The 19,418-nt window shown below is 66.6% G+C and carries 12 protein-coding genes and 5 pseudogenes; 3 read left to right on the top strand and 14 right to left on the bottom strand.

The features are described from left to right. Nucleotides 1-125 precede the first annotated feature (125 nt). Nucleotides 126-1,316 carry a BaiN/RdsA family NAD(P)/FAD-dependent oxidoreductase gene (locus tag MBELCI_RS03595; RefSeq protein WP_045319654.1) on the top strand — a complete coding sequence of 397 codons (1,191 nt, stop codon included), beginning with the start codon at nt 126-128 and terminating at the stop codon, nt 1,314-1,316. 15 nt (nt 1,317-1,331) lie between these two features. Here the strand turns inward: MBELCI_RS03595 and murD are convergent, their stop codons facing one another. The 9 genes and pseudogenes from murD to MBELCI_RS03550 form a co-directional block, all read right to left on the bottom strand. Continuing rightward, nucleotides 1,332-2,729 (bottom strand): UDP-N-acetylmuramoyl-L-alanine--D-glutamate ligase, encoded by a 1,398-nt coding sequence (murD, locus tag MBELCI_RS03590; RefSeq protein ID WP_021692791.1) that lies wholly within the window; start codon nt 2,727-2,729, stop codon nt 1,332-1,334. Between the two features lie 22 nt (nt 2,730-2,751). After that, a complete protein-coding gene (gene mraY, locus MBELCI_RS03585) occupies nt 2,752-3,834 on the bottom strand; it encodes a phospho-N-acetylmuramoyl-pentapeptide-transferase (protein ID WP_021692790.1) in 1,083 nt (360 codons plus the stop codon). Between the two features lie 5 nt (nt 3,835-3,839). Next, a pseudogene (locus MBELCI_RS03580) lies at nt 3,840-5,280 on the bottom strand (UDP-N-acetylmuramoyl-tripeptide--D-alanyl-D-alanine ligase). Then, nucleotides 5,277-6,778, bottom strand: a pseudogene (locus MBELCI_RS03575) (UDP-N-acetylmuramoyl-L-alanyl-D-glutamate--2,6-diaminopimelate ligase). Before MBELCI_RS03575 ends, MBELCI_RS03580 begins: the two co-directional pseudogenes overlap by 4 nt. Before the next feature lie 16 nt (nt 6,779-6,794). Next, nucleotides 6,795-8,577 (bottom strand): annotated as a pseudogene (locus tag MBELCI_RS03570) (peptidoglycan D,D-transpeptidase FtsI family protein). Then, complete coding sequence (gene ftsL, locus MBELCI_RS03565; RefSeq protein WP_021692786.1) at nt 8,574-8,933, bottom strand: cell division protein FtsL; 360 nt, start codon at nt 8,931-8,933, stop codon at nt 8,574-8,576. The pseudogene MBELCI_RS03570 and the gene ftsL overlap by 4 nt, the downstream one beginning before the upstream one ends. Beyond that, nucleotides 8,930-9,904, bottom strand: a complete 975-nt coding sequence (gene rsmH / locus MBELCI_RS03560) for a 16S rRNA (cytosine(1402)-N(4))-methyltransferase RsmH (protein ID WP_021692785.1) — start codon at nt 9,902-9,904, stop codon at nt 8,930-8,932. Before rsmH ends, ftsL begins: the two co-directional genes overlap by 4 nt. Before the next feature lies 1 nt (nt 9,905). Further along, complete coding sequence (locus MBELCI_RS03555) at nt 9,906-10,400, bottom strand: division/cell wall cluster transcriptional repressor MraZ (RefSeq protein ID WP_052512671.1); 495 nt, start codon at nt 10,398-10,400, stop codon at nt 9,906-9,908. Nucleotides 10,401-11,093: 693 nt separating this feature from the next. Next, nucleotides 11,094-12,206 carry an Mrp/NBP35 family ATP-binding protein gene (locus MBELCI_RS03550; RefSeq protein WP_021692783.1) on the bottom strand — a complete coding sequence of 371 codons (1,113 nt, stop codon included), beginning with the start codon at nt 12,204-12,206 and terminating at the stop codon, nt 11,094-11,096. Between the two features lie 315 nt (nt 12,207-12,521). Between MBELCI_RS03550 and MBELCI_RS03545 the strand changes: the two genes are divergently transcribed. Both MBELCI_RS03545 and MBELCI_RS03540 read left to right on the top strand, forming a co-directional pair. Then, a complete protein-coding gene (locus tag MBELCI_RS03545) occupies nt 12,522-12,731 on the top strand; it encodes a DUF1127 domain-containing protein (protein ID WP_021692782.1) in 210 nt (69 codons plus the stop codon). Nucleotides 12,732-13,185: 454 nt separating this feature from the next. Then, a complete protein-coding gene (locus tag MBELCI_RS03540; protein ID WP_045319653.1) occupies nt 13,186-13,791 on the top strand; it encodes a LysE family translocator in 606 nt (201 codons plus the stop codon). 60 nt (nt 13,792-13,851) lie between these two features. On the opposite strand, the gene MBELCI_RS03535 is transcribed toward MBELCI_RS03540, so the two are convergent. The 5 genes and pseudogenes from MBELCI_RS03535 to mgtE form a co-directional block, all read right to left on the bottom strand. Further along, nucleotides 13,852-14,601: a YebC/PmpR family DNA-binding transcriptional regulator gene (locus MBELCI_RS03535; RefSeq protein ID WP_021692780.1), complete on the bottom strand. Its 750-nt coding sequence runs from the start codon at nt 14,599-14,601 to the stop codon at nt 13,852-13,854. 73 nt (nt 14,602-14,674) lie between these two features. Continuing rightward, nucleotides 14,675-16,452 (bottom strand): annotated as a pseudogene (locus MBELCI_RS03530) (SLC13 family permease). Nucleotides 16,453-16,515: 63 nt separating this feature from the next. Next, a complete protein-coding gene (locus MBELCI_RS03525; RefSeq protein WP_045319652.1) occupies nt 16,516-17,331 on the bottom strand; it encodes a TIGR00282 family metallophosphoesterase in 816 nt (271 codons plus the stop codon). Between the two features lie 135 nt (nt 17,332-17,466). After that, a pseudogene (locus tag MBELCI_RS03520) lies at nt 17,467-18,032 on the bottom strand (5-formyltetrahydrofolate cyclo-ligase). Beyond that, on the bottom strand, nt 18,029-19,417 hold the full coding sequence (gene mgtE / locus MBELCI_RS03515) for a magnesium transporter (RefSeq protein ID WP_021692776.1): 1,389 nt from the start codon (nt 19,415-19,417) through the stop codon (nt 18,029-18,031). The pseudogene MBELCI_RS03520 and the gene mgtE overlap by 4 nt, the downstream one beginning before the upstream one ends. Between the last annotated feature and the right edge of the window lies 1 nt (nt 19,418).

The following is a 19,418-nucleotide window of genomic DNA, read 5'->3' as shown; positions in this document are numbered from 1 at the left end:
TGCCCGCTTTTGCGGGTCTGTCGCACAAGACTAGCGCGAATATGCGCGATTGACCATGAAAATAACGTCCAGTCCCGGCGCTACCGAGGCTTGAGCCCGTGGCTGAAAAGCGGCAGGTCGCGGGGATGGACAACACACGTCATATCAACACGCTGATCCTCGGTGCCGGGGCCGCGGGCCTCTTCGCGGCGATGCATGCGGGCGGCGACACGCTCGTGATCGACCACGCCCGCGCGCCGGGCGAAAAGATCCGGATCTCGGGCGGCGGGCGCTGCAACTTCACCAACCTGCGCACCGGCCCCGAATGCTTTGTCGGGACCAACCCGCATTTCCACAAATCGGCGCTGGCGCGTTACACGCCATGGGATTTCCTCGACCTCGTGCAAAAGTACGGCATCGCTTGGCACGAAAAGACGCTGGGCCAGCTGTTCTGCGACGGCAAGGCCACCCAGATCGTCGCGATGCTGATGGCCGAGGCACGGGCCGCCGGAGCCGAGGTGTCGCTTCGGACTTCGCTGGTCGAGGTCGCCCGTGACGAAAGCGGGTTTCGCGCGGTGATCGAGCGGGCGGGACGGCGCGAGACGCTTCGCGCGGCCCGAGTCGTGGTGGCCACGGGCGGCAAGTCGATTCCCAAGATGGGCGCCACCGGGCTGGCCTACCGCATCGCTGAGCAGTTCGGCTTGCCCCTCACCGAAACCCGACCCGGCCTCGTGCCGCTGACCTTTCCGGACCGCTTTGCCGGTCTGTCCGGCGTGGCTCTGCCGGTGCGCGCGCAGGCCGACGGCCCCGCTTTTGATGAGGCGCTATTGTTCACGCATCGTGGGCTCTCCGGTCCCGCGATCCTGCAGGCCTCGTCCTACTGGCGCGAGGGCGGGGAGATCCGCATCGACCTCGCCCCCGACGGCAGGTTGGCCGAGGCCTTGCGCGGCGCGCGGCGCACGGATGGAAAAAAGGCGGTGAAGACGGTGCTGGCGCAGCATCTGCCCGCCCGGCTGATCGAGGCATGGGCCGAGGAGCATCCGATGCCCGGCAACATGGCCGACCAGTCCGACCGCGCCATCGACGCGCTGTGTGCCGCCTTGCGCGACTGGCGGCTGGTGCCTTCGGGTACCGAGGGCTACCGCACTGCCGAAGTGACGCTGGGAGGCGTGTCGACCGACGCGCTGTCGTCCAAGACGATGGAGGCGAAGACGGTGCCGGGGCTGCATTTCATTGGCGAATGCGTCGATGTCACCGGATGGCTCGGCGGTTACAACTTCCAATGGGCCTGGGCCTCGGGCTTTGCCGCCGGATCGGCGATCGCGCAGGGTGGCTGACCGCGCCCCGCGCGATCAGAGCCGGGCCTTGACCTCGCTCGCGAAATCCTCGCCGCGCTGCTCGAAATTGTCGTATTGATCGAAGCTCGCCGCCGCGGGGGCCAGAAGCACGGTGTCACCCGGCTCCGCCTCGGCCATGGCCCGCTCCACGGCGACGGCCATGCTGCCGCAGACCTCGGCCTCGACGCCTGAGAGCTTTACCGCGAAGGCTTTGGCCTCGCGGCCGATCACATAGGCCTTGGCGACGTTTGCCAGCCCCTCGCCCAAGCCCGACAGCCCGCCTTCCTTCTCGAGCCCGCCGCAGATCCAGCGGATGCGCGGAAAGGCGGAGAGCGCCTTGGCGGCGGCGTCGACATTGGTGGCCTTGCTGTCGTTGACGAAGGCCACGCCATCCCGTTCCGCCACCCGCTGCGAGCGGTGCGGCAGGCCGGGATAGGAGCGCAGCGCCGCCTCGATGCCGCGCGGCCCGAGGCCCAGCGCGCGTGCGACGGACCACGCAGCGCAGGCATTCTGGTGGTTGTGCGCCCCCGGCAGGCCGGGAATGTCGCGCAGATCGACCGAGGCGACCTGACGGCCCTTGCGGTACTCGCTGAGGAAACCCTTGCGCGCAAAGACATTCCAGCCGGGACCGGTGAGCTTGCGGCCCAAGGAGATCGCGATGACGCGATCGTCGGCGGCGGCGATGGCGAGCTGGTTGGCGAGGTAGCGGCCTTCGTTCTCGTCGACACCAATCACGGCGCGGTCCGGCCCGCCCTCGGAAAAGAGCCGCCGCTTGGCCGCGAAATATCCACCCGGCCCGGCATGCCGATCAAGGTGATCGGGCGAGAGGTTGGTCAGCACCGCGATGTCGGGCGTGAGCGCACGCGCCAGTTCCGTCTGGTAGCTCGACAGCTCCAACACCACCACCTCGCCGTCATGCGGCGGATCGAGATCGAGCACGCCGCGGCCGATATTGCCTGCAAGCTGCGCGGGGCGGCCGTTCTCGATCAATATGTGATGGACCAGCGCCGAGGTGGTCGACTTGCCGTTTGAGCCGGTAATGGCGACGACGCGGGGCAACGTGTCGAACTGGTCGAAATCTTCGGTCGCATAGCTGCGAAAGAACAGGCCGATGTCGTTGTCGACCGGCACCCCCGCCTCCCAAGCGGCTGCGATGGCGGCATGCGGCGCGGGATAGAGATGCGGAATGCCCGGAGAGGTGACGAGAAGCGACACGCCCTCGTAGGCGCTCGCACGGGTTAGGTCGCGCAGCTCGATGCCTTGGGCTTCGGCGGCCTCGCGCCCCGAAGGGCCGTCATCCCAAGCGACAACCTGCGCGCCGCCGGCCTTCAGCGCCGCCGCCGTGGCCCGGCCGGACCTGCCCAGCCCCAGCACCGCGACAATCTGGCCCTCATGTCCGCGAACCGGGATCATAGCTCTCTCCGTGAAATGCGTCTCAGCGCAGCTTCAGCGTGGCCAGGCCGATCATCGCGAGGATCAGCGAGATGATCCAGAATCGGATCACGATCTGCGGCTCGGACCAGCCCTTCTTTTCGTAGTGATGATGGATCGGCGCCATCAAGAAGACCCGGCGCCCGGTGCGCTTGAAGTAGAGCACCTGAATGATCACCGACAGCGCCTCGACCACGAAGAGCCCGCCGACGATCGACAACACGATCTCGTGCTTGGTCGCCACTGCAATGGCCCCGAGGCCGCCGCCCAGCGCGAGAGAGCCGGTGTCGCCCATGAAGACCGCCGCAGGCGGCGCGTTGTACCACAGAAAGCCGAGGCCCCCGCCGATCAGCCCCATGGTGAAGATCAGGATTTCGCCGGTGTCGGGCACGTAGTGGACGCCGAGATACTCGGTAAAATCGGTGCGGCCCACGGCATAGGCGATGACGCCAAAGGCACCGGCGGCGATCATCACCGGCATGATCGCAAGCCCGTCGAGACCGTCGGTGAGGTTCACCGCATTGGCGGCGCCGACGATGACGATCATCGAAAATGGCACGAACAGGATGCCGAGGTTGAGAAGCATCTCGTTATAGACCGGGAAGGCGAGCTGGTTGGTGAGGTTGTCGGGGTGATACATCGCCGCCCACCAACCCGCGAGTGCAGCGATGGTGAAACCGATCAGCAGCCGCAGCTTGCCCGAGACGCCATCGGTGTTCTGCTTGCGGACCTTGGCGTAGTCATCGGCAAAACCGATCATCGCGAAGCCCAGCGTCACGAAAAGCACCATCAGCACGTAAGGATTGTCGAGCCGCGCCCAGAGCAGCGTCGAGGTCATTACCGCGCCGACGATCAAGAGCCCGCCCATGGTCGGGGTGCCCGCCTTGGCGAAATGCCCCTCGGGGCCGTCGGTGCGGATCGGTTGGCCCTTGCCCTGGGTGCGACGCAGCACGTTGATCAGCGGCGGTCCGAAGATGAAACCGAACAGAAGCGACGTCAGAAAGGCCCCGCCCGCCCGAAAGGTGATGTAGCGAAACAGGTTGAAGAAGTCGCCGCCGTCGGACAGCAGCGTCAGCAGGTAGAGCATGGGTCTCAGGCCTCCTTGTCGCCGGAGGGTCTGCGTTGCCCCAGTTTGCGGATCGCGTCAACAAGACGGCTGACATGGCTGCCCTTGGAGCCTTTGACCAGCACGACATCGCCGGAATCGACCAGCCGCGCCGTCTCGGGGATCAGCTCCTCGACCCGCTCGACCCACGCCCGCGCTGCGCCTCGGGCAGCGCGTCGTGCAAGGCGCGCATCCGCGGCCCCACGCAATGCACCGTCCTGAGCGCGGCCATCGCCGGATCATTTGCCATCTCGGCGTGCATCCCGCGCTCGCGCGGGCCCAGTTCCAGCATGTCGCCCAGGATCGCGATGCGGCGACCGCGATGCACCCGCCCCACCCCGTCTCGAGTCCGGGCGGCGGCGAGCACCGCGAGCGAGGCCGACAGCGAGGTCGGGTTGGCGTTGAAACTGTCGTCGATCAATTCCAGCGTCTCACCGTCGCGAGCGGGGTCGATGACCACCGTTTCGCGGGTGCCGCGGCCGGCGGGTGGCGCCCATGCGGAAAGGTTGCAGATCGCACGGGCCCGGTCGGCGCCCATGGCCTGCGCCACGGCGATCACGCCCAGCGCGTTAACCATGAAATGCCGCCCCTCGGTCGCGACCTTGAGCATGATGTCGGTGCGCCACAGCCGCGCCTTGCCGACGGTGGCGCCTTCTCGCACATGCGCCTCGCGCAGCCTGTGATGGTTGCTGACGCCGCCGCCGAAACCGATGATCTTCGCCCCTGCCGCGCGGGCGCTGGCGCGCAGGATCGGGCTCACCGCAAGGTCGCCGTTGATCACGGCGCAGCCGCCCGGCTCCAGCCCCTCGAAGATCGCGGCCTTCTCCTGCGCGATCCCCTCGACGTTCTCGAAAGCTTCGAGATGCACGGCGGCGACGGTGGTGATCATCGCGACATGCGGCCGCGACATGCGGGCAAGCGGCGCGATCTCGCCGGGATGGTTCATGCCGATCTCGATCACCGCGAAGTCGGTGTCGGCGGGCATCCGCGCCAGCGTCAGCGGCACGCCCCAGTGGTTGTTGTAGCTCGCCTCCGCGGCATGGACGCGGCCCTGCCCTTCGAGCGCTGCGCGCAGCATCTCCTTGGTCGAGGTCTTGCCCACCGAACCGGTGATCGCCGCGATCCGGGCCCCGGTACGGGCACGGCCCGCGATGCCAAGCCGCTCCAGCGCCGGCAAGACCGCATCGACGATCAGCAGGGGCGCGTCTTCGGGCACGTCGTCGGGTACGCGGCTGACGAGGGCGGCGGCGGCCCCTTCTCAAGCGCCTGCGCCACGAAGTCGTGCCCGTCGCGCGCCGCCTCCAGCGCAACGAAGAGATCGCCGGGCTTCAGGGTGCGGGTGTCGATCGAGACGCCGTCGGCGTTCCAATCGCCTCTCGCGCGTCCACCCGTCGCGGCGGCGGCATCGGCTGCAGTCCAGAGAGTCATGCGTGTCCCTCCAGAGCGGCCACGGCGACCGAAGCCTGCTCGGCGTCGTCGAAGGGCAGAACATCGTCGCCGACGATCTGGCCGGTCTCGTGGCCCTTGCCGCAGATCAGCAGCGCGTCGCCCGGCCCCAGCGCATCGACGCCCCGAAGGATCGCCTCGGCGCGGTCGCCGGTCTCGGTCACGCTTTCGGCGCCGCCGATCACGCCGCGCGCCCCCTCCAGCACGGCGGCGCGAATCGATCCCGCGTCTTCGGACCGCGGATTGTCGTCGGTGACGATCACCGCGTCGGCGTGATGGGCGGCGGCCGCCCCCATCAAGGGTCGCTTTCCCCGGTCGCGGTCGCCGCCCGCACCGATGATGGCCACGATGCGGCCCATCACATGCGGGCGCAACGCCTTGAGCGCGGTCTCGACCGCGTCCGGGGTGTGGGCGTAATCAACAAAGACCGTCGCGCCGTTGTTGCGCCGGGCGGCAAGTTGCATCCGTCCGCGCACGGTGGTGAGTTCGGGCAGCGCGCGGAACACGTCGTCGGGGTCCTCTCCGGCACCGATTACCATCGCGGCGGCCAGAAGGACGTTTTCGGCCTGAAAGCCGCGACGAGGTCGAGACGGCACATGCGCGCCGTGCCTTGCCAGGCAAAGCGCAGCTCCTGACCGGTAGATTCGAATCGTTGCGCCAAAAGACGCAACCGAGCGCCCTCGGCGTGACCCACGCCGATCACCTCCTGTCCGCGCGCCGCGCAGCGCCGGGCGATCTCTGCGCCCTTGGTATCGTCGAGATTGACGGCGACCACGCCCTCTTCGGGCAGCACCCGATCGAACAGCGCGAGCTTGGCCTCGAAATAGGCTTCGAAGCTCTGGTGATAGTCGAGATGGTCTTGCGTGAAATTGGTGAAGCCCGCCGCCGCCGGCACCACCCCGTCGAGCCGGTGCTGGTCGAGACCGTGGCTCGACGCCTCCATCGCCACATGGGTCACCCCTTCGCGCGCGGCCCTGGCCAGAGCGCGGTGCAGGGTGATCGGCTCGGGCGTGGTGTGCTTGAGCGGATGGGTCCATGCCCCCTCGACCCCGGTGGTCCCGAGGTTGACGGCACGGTGTCCCAGCGCGGTCCAGATCTGTCGGGCGAAGGTCGAGACCGAGGTCTTGCCATTGGTGCCGGTCACGGCGACGAGGGTGCCGGGCGCGGGTCCGAACCACAACGCGGCGGCATGGGCCAGTGCCTGGCGCGGCTCTTCGGCGATGATCAGCGCCGCCGATGACGACGAGAGCGCGGATGCTGCGATGCGCGCGCCGTCCGCATCGGTAAGGATCGCCGCGGCGCCCCCTTCGAGGGCCGTCTCGACGAAACCCGCCCCGTGCGAGACCGAGCCGGGCAGCGCCGCAAAGAGATGACCTGGCCGCACCTCGCGGCTGTCCACCGACAGCCCCGTGAGACGCGCCTCGCGGCCGCCCTGCGCCGTCAGCCCCAGTTCGGCCAGCGTGGCCACCTTGCCGTCCATCTCAGCCCCTCGCGGATCAGTTCGCGGCCAGCGATATACCCTCAATGGGCGCGCCTTCAACCTGCGGTCTGAGACCCAGAAGCGGCGCGGTCCGCCGGATCATCTCGGAGGCGACGGGCACGGCGGTCCAACCGGCGGTGCGGCGCGGATCGATCCCGTGGTCTCGACCGGTTCGTCGAAGGTGACGACGAAGACGTATTCGGGATCTGTCGCGGGGAACATGCCCGCGAAAGTCGAGATCACCTTGTCCTTGTAGTAGCCGCCGCCATTTTCCTTGGGCTTGTCGGCGGTGCCGGTCTTGCCACCCACCTCGTAGCCTTCGACATCGCCCAAGCTCGCGGTGCCGCGGCTGACCACGGCGCGCAGCATGGCGCGCGTGGCGGCGGCGGTTTGCTCGCTCACCACCCGCTCGCCGGCGCGCGGTTGGCGTTGTGCAGCAGCGTCGGCGTCACCTTGATCCCACCATTGGCGAGTGTGGCATAACCGGCGGCGAGATGCAGCGGCGTGACGGAGAGCCCGTGGCCATAGGAGATCGTCATGGTCGAGATCTCGGACCACTGCGCTGGCAGCAATGGCTTGCCCGTGGGCGCCTCGACCATCTCGACCTCGGTGGGTTCGAGCATGCCGAGCCGACCGAGGAATTCGCGCTGTTTCTCGGCGCCGAACATCAAGGCGATGCGCGAGGTGCCGATGTTGGAGCTTTCCACAATCACGTCGGTGGCCGAGAGCTGCGGGCCGTAATCGTGGAAGTCGCGGATGCGGAACCGGCCCCATGTCATCGGGCCCTTGGTGTCGATCATGGTCGAGGGCTGGATCAGCCCCATCTCGAGGCCCTGCGCCACGGTAAAGATCTTGAACACCGAGCCCAGCTCGTAGACGCCCTGCACCATGCGATTGAAGAGCGGGCTGTCGGCGGGCGACCCCTTGATCAGCGGCCGGGGGCGGTTGTTGGGATCGAAATCCGGCAGGCTCGCCATGGCGACGATCTCACCGGTCTTGGCCTCCATCAGCACCGCTGCGGCGCCGCGCGCATTGAGCAGGTTCATACCGCCCAAGAGCACCTCCTCGACCGCCGACTGCACGGTGAGGTCGAGCGAAAGCTGCAAGGGCGCGCCTTCATTGGCAGGATCGCGCAGATAGGCGTCGAAGCGCCGCTCGACCCCCGCCACGCCGATCACCTCGGCCGAGGAGACGCCCTCGCGCCCATAGCTCGCGCCACCGAGAATGTGAGAGGCGATGGGGCCATTGGGATAGATCCGCATCTCGCGCGGGCCGAACAGCAGGCCCGGATCGCCGATGTCATGCACCGCCTGACGCTGCTCGGGGCTGATCTGCTTGCGAATCCACAGGAACTTGCGCGGGCCGGCGAAATCCTCGAGCAGCTCCTGCTCGTCGAGCTCGGGGAAGATCCGCACCAGTTCGGCCGCAGAGCGCGCCGGGTCGATCATCTGCGGCGGCTGGGCATAGAGCGCGTAGGTGTCGAGGTTGGTGGCGAGGATCCGGCCCTTGCGGTCGGCGATGTCGGCGCGCTGGGCAATAATCGGATTGCCCGAATCGGCGGCGCGCGGCTCTTCGGCGGGGGCGCCCGCCATGCCGCCCATCTTCAGAGCGATGGCACTGAAGGCGATGAAGAAAAAACCGCCGAGCACCAGCAGGCGGCCTTCGGCACGCGAGCGGGCGCGGTCGCGCACCTCTTCGTGGCGCAGGCGCAGGTTCTCGCGTTCGATCGCGTCGGGGTTCTCGCCGTGGTCGCGCGCCTTGAGGATACGCGCCAAGGGGCGCAGCGGGCGACGGATCACAGCGGCTCCTCATCGGTGTTCATGAAGGCCGAGGACACTTCGACCGGGTTCATGATCGGCGGCAGCATTTCGGGCGGGAAGCCGACCTGTTCGATCTGGCCGAAGGCTTCGGGCCGCAGCGGCAGAAGCCCGAGACGGTCGAAGTTGAGATCGGCGAGGTCGCGCAGGCGGTCTGGGCGGTTGAGATAGGCCCATTCGGCGTTGAGCATGCCAAGCCGCGCATGTGCGGCGCCAATGCGGGCATAGAGCTGTCGCACGTCACGCAAAGATTGCTGCGTGCTGTAGTTCTCCTGATAGGCCCAGAAGCCCAAGGCGACGACGGCCAGAGCCGACAGCACGTAGATCACGCCCCTCATCGACGTTTCTCCCCTTTGTTCAAGATAGGCATTCCCAGCGCGGCAGAATCGGCCCGCCCCGCCGGAGCATCGGTGCGCCGCGCCACCCTGAGCCGCGCCGAGCGGGCGCGCGGGTTGGCGGCGAGTTCCTCGTCATCGGGCCCGGCGGCCTTGCGCCCCACCAGTTCGAAGGCAGGCGGCGGTCCCTCGACCTCGGGCGCGAAGCGGTTGGCGTTGCCAGTGGCGCCGGCGCGCAGCTGCATGAAACGCTTTACCATACGGTCCTCGACCGAGTGGAAGGTCACCACGCCCAAAAGTCCGCCGGGCTTGAGCGCGCGTTCGGCGGCGGCAAGGCCCTCGTAAAGCTCGTCATATTCCTCGTTCACCGCGATGCGCAGCGCCTGAAAGCTGCGGGTCGCGGGGTTGGATTGTCCAGGCTTCTGGCGTGGCAGGCAGCGCGCGACGATCTCGGCCAGCTGCAACGTCGTGGTAACGGGGCGCGCCGCGACGATGGCGCGAGCAATGCGACGGCTCTGCCGCTCCTCGCCATAAAGGAACAGGATCCGCGCGAGATGCGCCTCCTCGGCCTCGTTCACGATGTCGGCGGCCGAGGGGCCGGTATTGCCCATGCGCATGTCGAGCGGGCCGTCTTTCTGGAACGAGAACCCGCGCTCGGCCTGATCGATCTGCATCGAGGAGACGCCGAGGTCGAGCACCACGCCGTCGAGCGACTCGCCTGCGAGCTGGTCGAGCTGCGAAAACCGTCCCTCGCGCATCTGCAGCCGATCACCGTATTGCCCGACCCATGCCTGCGCCATCCGGAATGTCGACGGATCGCGATCAACCGCGAAGACCCTGTCGGCGCCCGCGTCGAGAAGCGCCCGCGTATAGCCGCCCGCCCCGAAGGTGCCGTCGAGCCATACGCCTTCGATCGGGGCCAAGGCCGCGATCAGCGGTCGCAACAGGACGGGAACATGCGGTGCGTCGGTCATATCAAAGGCCTCCCACAAGGCTTAGTGGGTCGAAGCCCTCGGGCTGCTCTCCGAGCCAGTCGGCGGCGTCCTGGCCCACGGTGGTCTCGAAGGTGTCGGCCTTCCAGATTTCGAAATAGTCGCCGACGCCCATGAACAGAACCTCGCCCTGCTCCAGCCCCAGCTTGCGGCGCTGGCGGATCGGCATGACGATGCGGCCGTCGCGGTCGATCTCAAGCTTCATCGATTGGCCGAGATAGAGCCGGCTCACCATCTGCTTTTCCTTGGTGCCCGAGGGCATGGCCCGGATCTGGGCGTAGATGCGGTCGAACTCATTGACCGAGTAGACCCGCAGATTGTCCTTAAGGTGGTCGCCGAACTGCAGGTAAATCTTGGGGTTTAGTCCTTCGGTCCAGTCCGGATCACCGGCTTCGAGCACCCGGCGGAAATCGGCCGGGATGGACATGCGCCCTTTCCCGTCGATCTTTTGCGGATACTCTCCGGTGAACGCCAGCACGCCTATCGAGACCCTTGCCCATGCCCACCCAGGTCATCAGACCTTGTGTAACGAAAACGGCGGACCGAGCTGCTGCCACTGCTCGATCCGCCGCATCGTCCCGTTTCCGGGATGTCCGATCGCGCGCGCCACCTGGGGGGATGTCTGCTCGCTCGCGCGCCGGATCTCTTGTTAGAAAACAGCGGGTTGCCTGTATGAACCTGCTAATTTTTTGCCGATGGGGTCTTGTTGCCCCGTAATCGTCGTCCACCGTTTCCTTGGCCATAGGGATGCCATGGGAATTCATGGGAGGCAACAAATTTCAGGCCCGGAGTTAACCGTATCCCAACGCGATTCAACGCGTCACGTCTCGGAAATGTGAGAATTCATGGAAAAAACCGCAACATAAGGCGCAATAAGTAACAGCTTACACCATATGTTGATTAAGGCGCCGAGTAGCGGAAAGCCCCGGTCCTGCAGCATTGTCGCAACGCGCAACGGATTCCCCGAGGGCAAGTTCCGACAAGACCCTTCGAATCTTCGAAAAGATCGCCAAGTTGTGGGTAATTATGGGGATAACTTGATCCAGCCTGTCGAATCGACGCGCTCGATTCGAGCAAGCTGACGAACTCCCATGAGATCCCGGGACGCCATCCCATGCGATCCCGGCTGTGGCTACCGGGCTTTCGCAAGGGACGGTCGGGACCGGAAAGATCAGGCCACGCCGCCCGCGACGAGACCACGGGCAATCCGCTGGTAGGCCTCGGCCATCGCGCCTTCGCCCGCGGCGACCGGCACGCCCGCATCCCCGGCCCGCCGCGTGTCGAGGTCAATGGGCAGGCTGCCCAGCAGCGGCGCGCCGAGGCGCTCGGCCTCCTGCGCGACGCCACCATGACCGAAGATATGCGCCTCATGCCCGCATTCGGGACATATATAGAGAGACATGTTCTCGATCAGCCCCAACACGGGTGTCTTGAGCGTCTTGAACATGTCGATCGCCTTGCGCGCATCGAGAAGCGCTACGTCCTGCGGCGTCGACACGACGATCGCCCCCGTCAGATGCGTGCGCTGGCACAAGGTGAGCTGGATGTCGCCCGTGCCCGGCGGCAGATCGACGATGAGCACATCGAGTTCGCCCCAGGCCACCTGGCCCAAGAGCTGTTGCAGCGCCCCCATCAGCATCGGCCCGCGCCAGACCACCGCCTTGTCCGGGTCCAGCATCAGGCCAATCGACATCATGGTGACTCCATGCGCCCGCAGCGGTTCGATCGTCTTGCCGTCCGGCGAGCCGGGCCGCTTGGACACGCCCATCATGCGCGGCTGCGAGGGCCCATATATGTCGGCGTCGAGCAGACCGACCCGCCGCCCTTCGCGCGCGAGCGCCACGGCAAGGTTCGAGGCGACGGTGGACTTGCCCACGCCACCCTTGCCCGAGCCCACGGCGATGATCCGGTCGACGCCGGCAATGCGCTGCGGGCCGGCCTGGCCCGGCGGCTGGGGTGTCGGGTGGCGTCCGATCTTGAGGGAGGGTGCCTCTCCGGTGGATGCGGGGCGCGGCGTTGGGGCGCTGGGAGCCGCCGGCCCATGCGCCGTCAGCACCACGCTTACCAACTCGACACCCGGCAGGGCCCGCACCACCGCTTCGGCGGCTTGGCTTACCGGTTCGAGCTTGCGCGCCGTCGCCGCATCCGGCGCTTCGATGACGAATCGTACCTTGCCACCGTCGATACCGAGTGCGCGGATCATGTCGCGCGAAACGAGATCGCCGCCGTCGGGCAAACCGATGCGGCGCAGTTCTTCGAGGATTTGGTCGCGCGTCAGGGTCATCCGGGATCCGTTTCCTTGTCTGCCATCAGGCGCTTGCCCGATCTCCGGGCGAGACTCGCGTTTTGCCGCCCAAAGCGCAAGCAGCCATGAAAAAGTCACAATTACCTTGGGGAAGCCTATGATTTCATGAAACTTTTACCATGCGTTCGCTGCATAGCAGCATTGCCCATCCGGGGGATTGTGCATCCGCAGCATGCGCCTATTTTGAATATCGAAGACGCAATACGGCGCCTTTGACGACCGGTCCCGCAGTCTGGGGCCTACCAGAGAGCAGACCGGCCCGACATCGGGCCCCGAATGAAAGAGGTATGCAACATGGCATACACGACCGAAACCCGCAGCGCCGGCCTGGGCCAGCGCATCTCGGCCTTCCGCGCCAGCTTGGCTGACCGGATCGCGAAGAACAAGACCTATCGCTCGACCTATAACGAGCTGCAGGCGCTGACCGACCGTGATCTCGCCGATCTGGGCATCGCCCGGTCGATGATCAAGCGCATCGCGATCGAGGCCAGCGAGACCAAGTAAGTTTCCCAGTTCCCGACCGGTTCCTCCTCCTCCCTGAACCGGTCGCGAGCCGCGGCACCGCCTTTCCTCCTCTCTGGGCGACCCGCAACGAGGCGACGGCATCCTCCTCCTCCCTGATGCCGTCGCCTTGAAAGTTACCCGAATACGGGCCGCTCCCTCCTCCTCTCTGGGGCGCGCACGTAGATCAGACCGGCAGGGTCCTCCTCCTCCCTGACCCTGCCGGTCGCTCAGGATACGGATGCTCCTCCTCCCAGACAGGCATCCGTTGCATAGACCGGCCGGGCCCTCCTCCTCCCTGGTCCGAGCTGGTCGACCGAGACGGTCCCGGGTTCTCCTCCTCCTCCCTGAGGGCCCGCGCACCGGAACATGACGGCGGCGCCCCTCCTCCTCCCTGGCGTCGCCGTTTCTCGTTTTGGGACTTTCCATTCCCGTCGGAGGGTGCAGATTGGCGCACATGACAGCGCTCTCGCTTCTCCCCGCCCTCATGGGCTTTGCTCTCGTCACCCTGTTCACGCCGGGGCCCAACAACCTGATGCTGATGGCGTCGGGCGCCAATTTCGGCCTGCGCCGCTCGGTGCCCCACATGGCGGGGGTGGCGCTCGGCTTCGCGGCGATGGCAGGGCTCGTCGGGCTCGGGCTAGCGCAGGTGTTTGAGATCTGGCCCGCGCTGACCACCGTGCTGCGCGTGGTCTCGATCGGCTTCCTGCTCTGGCTCGCCTGGAAGATCGCCAGCGCCGCGCCGAAATCCGCCGCGGCGCCCGAAACCGAAGGGACGCCGCTCACCTTCCTGCAGGCGGCGGCTTTCCAATGGGTGAACCCAAAGGCTTGGGCCATGTCGGTAACGGCGACCAGCGCCTATGTCGGAGATGGCGGCCTGTGGGGCGTGGCGCTGGTGGTCGCGGTTTTCGCCGCGATGGGCACCGTCTCGGCGGGGCTATGGACCGTGCTGGGCCAGAGTCTGCGACGCCTGCTGTCGGAGCCGCGCCGGTTGCGGATCTTCAACTTCGTCATGGCGGGCCTGCTGGTCGCCACGCTTTGGCCGATTCTCGCCGCGCTGTGACGCGAAACGCCGGAGGCCCGCGAAAGCCTCCGGCGTTCAGATCGATCCCGACCGCCGGGATCAGCTCTCGGAATAGGCCTGCATGACCTCGTCGGAGGCTTCGAAGTTCGTCGTGACACTCTGCACGTCGTCGTCGTCTTCGAGGGTCTCGACCAGCTTCATCAACTTTTGCACGCCATCGAGATCGAGCGGGGTGCGGTTCTGCGGCTTCCAGATCAGCTTTGTGGTCTCGCTTTCGCCGAGGCTGGCCTCGAGCGCCGTCGCCACCTCGTTGAGGTCTGTGTCGGCGCAGTAGATCCAGTGGCCGTCCTCGTCGCTCTCGACATCCTCGGCGCCAGCTTCGATCGCGGCCATCATCACCGTGTCGGCATCGCCGACCTCGGCCTTGTAGAAGATCTCGCCCTTGCGATCGAACATGAACGACACCGAGCCGGTCTCGCCGAGATTGCCGCCGCTCTTGCCAAAGGTGGAGCGCACGTTCGAGGCGGTGCGGTTGCGGTTGTCGGTCATCGCTTCGACGATCACCGCGACGCCGTTGGGGCCATAGCCCTCGTAGCGGATCTCGTCATAGCTCTCGGCGTCGCCGCCTTGGGATTTCTTGATGGCGCGGTCGATCACGTCCTTGGGGACCGAGACCGACTTGGCCTCCTTGACGGCCATGCGCAGGCGCGGGTTCTTGTCGGGATCGGGGTCGCCCATCTTGGCGGCGACGGTGATCTCCTTGGAGAGCTTCGAGAACAGCTTGGAGCGCGCGGCGTCCTGCCGCCCCTTGCGGTGCTGGATGTTGGCCCATTTGGAATGGCCGGCCATGGCGGGGCTCCTGTCGTGATATGCGAAAGTCGGGGTCTCTATATGCCAGCCCCCCTGAAGGGGGCAAGCGCGCTCAGAGCGGGAAGAACAGCGGGATCACGATCGACGCCGTCAGGGCGGTGAGCACGTTGAGCGGCACGCCGATCCTGAGAAAGTCCGAGAACTTGTAGCCGCCGGGGCCATAGACCAGCGTGTTTGTCTGGTAGCCGATCGGCGTGGCAAAGCTGGCGGAGGCCCCGAACATCACCGCCACGATCAACGGGCGCGGGTCGACGCCCAGCGCCTGCGCAAGACCGATCGCCACCGGCGTCAGGATCACCGCCACCGCGTTGTTCGACACGATCTCCGTCAGGACCGAGGCCAGAAGGTAGACCACCAGCACCAGCGCCCAGCTCGGCAGATGCGTGAGCCACGGGGTCAACCAGTCGACCAGCAAGCTCACCGCGCCCGAGTGATCGAGCCCCGCCCCCACCGCCAGCATGCCGAAGATCAGCGCCAACAGCCGCCCGTCGATGAAGCCGAACGCCTCGTCCGCGTCGATGCAGCGCGTCAGCAGCACTACAGCCACGCCGATGAAACTCATCACCGCGATGTTGGCGACACCGATCGCCGAAAGGCCGACGATGGCAAAGAGCACGGCGAGCACGATCGGCGCGTGGCTGCGGCGATAGGCGCGCTCGGTCGGCTGCGCGACGTTGACGAGGTTCATGTCGGTGGCGAGGCGCTGGATGTCGGCCATCGAGCCTTCCAGCAGCAGCGTGTCGCCCACCCGCACCACGAGATCGTCGATCTGACGGCCGATGTTCTTGTCGCGGCGATGCACCGCGAGGGTGTAGACGCCGTAGCGGCGACGCAGGCGCAGATCGCCGAGCTTGCGACCGACCATGCGGCAATCGGGCGAGATCAGAACCTCGACCGTCGTGGTTTCGACCGCCGAAACCTGATCGACGCGGCGGAGGCTCTTGTTGGATTGCAGCGACAGAAGCTCGGTCATCGCGGTGCGCAGCACCACCCGGTCGCCGACTTCGAGCGTGACGCCAGTGAGGTTGCGCCTGAGCGAGGCGTCGCCCCGCACCACGTCGATCAGCCGCACGCCTTCGCGCTTGAACAGCTGCACGTCCGTGACCTCGCGGCCGATCAGGTTGCTGTCGGGCGGGATCACGGCTTCGGTGAAGAAACGCATCTTCGACTTGCCCGAAAGCAGGCCCGCCATCGAATCGCGATCGGGCAGCAGCTTGCGGCCGATAAGGCCGAGATAGGCCACAGCGACACTGGCCATGACGAGACCCGCACCGGTGATCTCGAAAATGCCGAAAGCTCCATGCCAGCAGCTTGCACGACGCCATCCACCAGCAGGTTGGTCGAGGTGCCGATCAGCGTCAGCATGCCGCCGAAGATCGCGAAGTAGCTCAGCGGGATCAGCAGCTTCGAGGGCTGGTGCCCCATCTGGCCGATAGCCGCACGAAAATCGGGATCATCACCACGACGATGGGCGTGTTGTTGATGAAGGCCGACATGGCGAGCACGGTGAAGGTGAGCGTGATCAGCGTCGTCTTGGGACGTTTTTTCGACATGGCGCGCGGCCTGAGCCGAGATCCAGTCGAGCGCACCGGTGCGTACCAAGGCCCCCACCACGACAAAGAGCGCGGCGATGGTCCACGGGGCCGGGTTGGCAAAGATGCCGATGGCGGTGGCCTCGGGCAGGATGCCCAGTACCAGCATCGCGATGGCGCCGGTGATTGCCACCACCTCAACGGGATATATCTCGCGCAGAAAAGCGAGGAACATCGCCAGCACGATCACCATGGCGGTGATCGCTTCAATTTCAGGCGACAGGGAAATGCCGAACATCGTCAGAACCTTTTCAGACGACCGTGATCACGGCCGGAGCATCGAATGGCCGAAGGCCGGGCCTCATGCGGGGCCGCTTTGCGACAACCGACCGCCCTGCCGCACCATCTCCAACCGCGTGGCGAGGCCGGTGCGATCGTCGGTCTCGACATAAAGACCCGACAGGGTGACTTCTTCCATCGCGGGCGTGAACCGCCCGCCCGGCATGCCGGTGATGAAGCGCCGGAGCGGTTCCTCCTTCTGCATGCCGATGACGCTGTCGTAATCGCCGCACATACCCGCATCGGACTGGAACGCAGTGCCACGCGGCAAGATTGTCGCATCCGCGGTTGGCACATGGGTGTGCGTACCCACCACGATCGAGGCGCGCCCGTCGCAGAAATGCCCCACCCCCATCTTCTCGCTCGTCGCCTCGCAATGGATGTCGATCAGCGACGCGGCCACGGTTCCACCCGGTGGATGCGCCTTGAGCACCGGCTCCAGTGCGGAGAAGGGATCGTCATAGGGCCGGCTCATGAAGACCTGCCCCAACGCCTGCGCCACGAGGACCTTTCGGCCCCGCGTCGCCTCGAACACCCGCGCGCCGGTGCCGGGGGCGGCTTTGGAGTAGTTGAGCGGACGGATGATGCGCGGCTCGCTCTCGCAAAAGCGCATCATGTCCTTCTGATCGAAGGCGTGGTCGCCCAAAGTGATCACGTCGGCGCCCGCCTCCAGGATGCCCTTGGCATGTTCGGCCGAAAGGCCACGCCCGCCGGTGGCGTTCTCGCCATTGACCACCACAAAATCGAGCCGCCAGTCACGGCGCAGGCCAGGAAGCCGCTCCGCCACGGCCTGCCGGCCACCGCGACCCATCACGTCGCCAAGGAACAATATTCTCATTCCGCAGGTGTTAGGGCGGTGATTTGCAAAGGGCAAGCGAAGCATCGCGGCCCGCCCTCGTCACGTGGCGACGCGGGGCAAACCGCCCGATCCGGCGACAGCGCAGGGCCCGGAACGCCCGTTCACGGGCGTCGCTCAGGACGGGACGACGATCCCGGATTCGGTAATGATCAGGTCCAAAGGCTGATCGGTCTCCTCGACCGGAATTTCGTCGGCCTCCTGCGCGGCAAAGGCGAACCCCACGGCCTGAACCGGCCCCGTGGCGCGCAGCAGCTCGAGCGTGCGGTCGTAGAATCCGCCGCCATAGCCGAGCCGGTGGCCGTGCCGGTCAAAGGCCACCAGCGGCAGGATGACGATCTGCGGCACGATCCAGTCGCCCGAAACGGGGATCCGCGCGCGAAATGCCCCTCCTTGAGCGCGCATCCCGGCATCCATTCGCGAAACCGGAGCGGCCGCTCCGCCCCTTCGATCACCGGCACGCCGACGCGGGCGGTCTCGGCGGCCTTGGCCATGGCGGGCAACGGGTCGATCTCACTGCGCATGGCCATGTAGCCCGCGACCGGCAGGCCCGGATGCCCTGCGATCCAGCGAGTCAGATGCTCGGCCTGTGCGCTTGCGTCGCGATGCGCCAGTTCGCGACGCAGAAACGCCGCCTCGCGCGCCGCCTTCTTGCGGGCCGCAAGGCCGGTATGTGCGCTCACAGCAGAATCACCGAGGCCAGCCCGAGAAAGGCGAAAAAGCCCACCACGTCGGTCACCGTGGTCACGAAGGTTCCCGAGGCCAGCGCCGGATCGACGCCGAAGCGGTCGAGCACCACCGGCACCACGACCCCCGACAGCCCGGCCACCACGAGGTTGATCACCATCGACACCGCGATGACGCCCCCCAGAAGCGGCGAGCCGAACCAGACAACACCGACGATGCCCATCACCACCGCGAAGGCGAGACCGTTGATCAGCCCGACGGCCACCTCGCGCCGGATCACCCGCCAGACGTTGGAGGTGGTCAGGTCGCGCGTGGCGATCGCCCGCACCGCGACGGTGAGCGACTGCGTGCCTGCGTTGCCGCCCATCGAGGCCACGATCGGCATGAGAACGGCCAGGGCCACGAGACCGGCGATGGTTTCTTCGAAGATCGAGATCACCAATGAGGCGATGATCGCCGTGCCGAGGTTCACGGCGAGCCATGGCAGCCGCTGCCGCGTCGTCTCGCGCACCGAATCCGACAGCTCGCTTTCGCCGCCGACACCGGCGAGGCGCAGGATGTCCTCCTCGTGCTCCTCGTCGAGCACGTTCATCGCGTCGTCGATGGTGATGACGCCGACCAGCCTGTCATCGTCGTCGACCACCGGGGCCGAGATCAGATGGTACTGGTTGAAGGCATAAGCCACCGCGCCCTCGTCATCCTCGACATGGAAGGTGCGGAAGCTCTCCTCGGTGATGTCGCGCAGCGGCGTGGCGCGCGACTTGGACAAGAGCCGCCCGATCTGAACATAGCCCACCGGCTTCATGCGTGGATCGACGAGCATCACGTGGTAGAACTGATCGGGCAGCGTCTCGGAGCGGCGCAGGAAGTCGATCGCCTCGCCCACGGTCCAGTGCTCGGGCGCACGCACCACCTCGACCTGCATCAAACGCCCGGCGGATTCCTCCGGGTAGGCCAGCGCCTTTTCGACCGCGATCCGGTCGATGGCGGCCAGCGCGTCGAGCACGGCGGCCTGCTGGTCCTCATCAAGATATTCGACGAGGTCGACCACATCGTCCGACTCCAGCTCGCGCACGGCCTGCGCCAACTCGGTCGGCGCGAGGCTCTGGATGATCTCCTCGCGCAGGTTGTCGTCGAGCTCCGACAGGATCTCGCCGTCCATGCCACCCTTCCACAGCGCCAGCAGCGCCCGGCGGTCGCGCGCGTCGATCTGTTCGAGAAGATCGGCGATGTCGGCGGCGTGCAGCGGCTCGAAGATCGCGTCGAGCCGGGCCACGTCCCCCGCCTCGACCGCGTCGAGCACCTCGTCGAACAGCCGCGCCGGCAGACCGAAATCGCCCTCGTCGTCCTGTGGCTCCTGGGGGTCGATCTTGTCGGTCATG

The organism is Limimaricola cinnabarinus LL-001, assembly GCF_000466965.1.
GTDB lineage: Bacteria > Pseudomonadota > Alphaproteobacteria > Rhodobacterales > Rhodobacteraceae > Limimaricola > Limimaricola cinnabarinus.
The sequence above is the reverse complement of the archived record's forward strand: the minus strand, read 5'-3'. Positions and strand labels throughout refer to the sequence as shown.

Excerpts from the sequence above, each read along its gene's own strand:
- ftsL (WP_021692786.1), bottom strand. The coding sequence starts at position 8,933 with ATGAGGGGCGTGATCTACGTGCTGTCGGCTCTGGCCGTCGTCGCCTTG.
- MBELCI_RS03545 (WP_021692782.1), top strand. The coding sequence starts at position 12,522 with ATGGCATACACGACCGAAACCCGCAGCGCCGGCCTGGGCCAGCGCATC.
- MBELCI_RS03535 (WP_021692780.1), bottom strand. The coding sequence starts at position 14,601 with ATGGCCGGCCATTCCAAATGGGCCAACATCCAGCACCGCAAGGGGCGG.
- MBELCI_RS03550 (WP_021692783.1), bottom strand. The coding sequence starts at position 12,206 with ATGACCCTGACGCGCGACCAAATCCTCGAAGAACTGCGCCGCATCGGT.
- MBELCI_RS03595 (WP_045319654.1), top strand. The coding sequence starts at position 126 with ATGGACAACACACGTCATATCAACACGCTGATCCTCGGTGCCGGGGCC.
- murD (WP_021692791.1), bottom strand. The coding sequence starts at position 2,729 with ATGATCCCGGTTCGCGGACATGAGGGCCAGATTGTCGCGGTGCTGGGG.
- mraY (WP_021692790.1), bottom strand. The coding sequence starts at position 3,834 with ATGCTCTACCTGCTGACGCTGCTGTCCGACGGCGGCGACTTCTTCAAC.
- MBELCI_RS03540 (WP_045319653.1), top strand. The coding sequence starts at position 13,186 with ATGACAGCGCTCTCGCTTCTCCCCGCCCTCATGGGCTTTGCTCTCGTC.
- mgtE (WP_021692776.1), bottom strand. The coding sequence starts at position 19,417 with ATGACCGACAAGATCGACCCCCAGGAGCCACAGGACGACGAGGGCGAT.
- rsmH (WP_021692785.1), bottom strand. The coding sequence starts at position 9,904 with ATGACCGACGCACCGCATGTTCCCGTCCTGTTGCGACCGCTGATCGCG.
- MBELCI_RS03525 (WP_045319652.1), bottom strand. The coding sequence starts at position 17,331 with ATGAGAATATTGTTCCTTGGCGACGTGATGGGTCGCGGTGGCCGGCAG.